The sequence below is a fragment of the Idiomarina sp. Sol25 genome, from assembly GCF_033052775.1.
Taxonomy (GTDB): Bacteria; Pseudomonadota; Gammaproteobacteria; order Enterobacterales; family Alteromonadaceae; genus Idiomarina.
This window is the reverse complement of record NZ_JAUPEW010000087.1, coordinates 1-290: the sequence shown is the minus strand read 5'-3', so window position 1 is coordinate 290 and position 290 is coordinate 1. Positions and strand designations below refer to the sequence as shown.

The 290-nt window shown below is 53.8% G+C and carries 1 pseudogene; it reads left to right on the top strand.

The annotated features are described in order from the left end of the window. Window positions 1–19: 19 nt before the first annotated feature. A pseudogene (locus Q5L94_RS14275) lies at window positions 20–290 on the top strand (hypothetical protein); the annotation flags it as partial.

The window sequence follows — 290 nt, the reverse complement described above, 5'->3', positions numbered from 1 at the left end:
CGAACATCGAAGCGCTGAGATCATTCTGCTTGGCGGAGTTTTTGACCCGCGCAGTCAAATGACCGTGGGTTCCGCCGTACTGGATGCTGTCGGACGCATCCATGCCGATATTTGCTTCACTGGAATTCACGGCATCGACGCGGAACATGGTCTGACTACACCGTACTATGACGAGGCTTTGACCAAGGCAGCCATGATCGCTGCCGGAGATACTGTCATTGCCGTTGCGACGAAGGACAAGGTTGGATTTCGTGCTGCACATAACATCTGCGGTATCGGTTCATTGGACC